General features: G+C 55.2%; 1 protein-coding gene. It reads left to right on the top strand.

From position 1 onward, the window contains the following. The coding region (locus A3730_RS23275) for a TRAP transporter large permease subunit (protein WP_156501317.1) at window positions 1-619 on the top strand (619 nt) is incomplete at its 5' end. Window positions 620-1,015 lie beyond the last annotated feature (396 nt).

The following is a 1,015-nucleotide window of genomic DNA, read 5'->3' as shown; positions in this document are numbered from 1 at the left end:
GGTAATCCACTATCTGGTGAAAACACCGGATATGGATCCGCATTATCAACCAGAGCCCGGTGTCGGCGACAAAATGGAAAGCTCATTGCGATTCGCCACCAACGAAACCACCGGCCACATTGGCGCCCTGCTGATGCTAATGGCGCTGTCGGTAAGCGTCGGCGGCATTATCGAGCGTTCAGGCGTCATGGAAATGCTGCCTGAGACCTTCCCGAGCATCTGGCTGGCCATGACCCTGCTGGTCGTTACCATGGTGATCATTGGCATGATCATGGACCCCTATGGGGCGGTGATTCTGGTCAACGCAACTATTGCGCAAATTGCCTTTGACAATGGTATTGCGCCACTGCATTTCTGGATGATTACCCTGGTGGCTTTCGAGCTCGGCTACCTATCGCCCCCAGTCGCATTGAACCATCTGCTGACAAGGCAAGTGGTCGGGGACGAGGAAGTGGAATCCGCCAAGGTACCGGGTGGCAGCTTCTATCGCCGCTACGAAAAGTTCCTGCTGCCGATCGCGGTGATGCTGACTGCGCTGCTGCTGGTTTCTTACGTACCGCTGATGTCGGACTCGCTCCACGAGTTCCTGTTCCAGAAGATCCAGGCCGGCGTTCACTAACGTCAACCGCAACACCAAAAAGGGCCCAGAGGGCCCTTTTTGCGTTTCTGGACACCCGCAGCACTCAAGCAGGCCTCTTCTCTCAGCACCTACCCAGACGCACTACACCTGCCTCGTTACGTCATTGGTCCCGCCTTTCCCTGCTGGTAGCAGTATGCTAATTTGCAAAATCTTTGCTCTCAGGAAAATAACAAGGACAAAAAATGGCCACCCCCTACGCATGGAACAGCGTACCGCCCGCGAGTGGTTTTCCTCCCTGCCTGCCCTGCTGCTGCTATTGCTGACCATTTTCCTGGCTTCCGGGCAGGTTATTCACTCCCAACTTCTCTCGATCGGTGAAAACACCTGGGACAACTACTTCCAGTTACGTAGCGCAGGAGCACTGAACGAACCCAC

The sequence above is a fragment of the Alcanivorax sp. HI0044 genome, from assembly GCF_001634945.1.
This window is presented reverse-complemented; position numbering and strand designations above follow the sequence as displayed.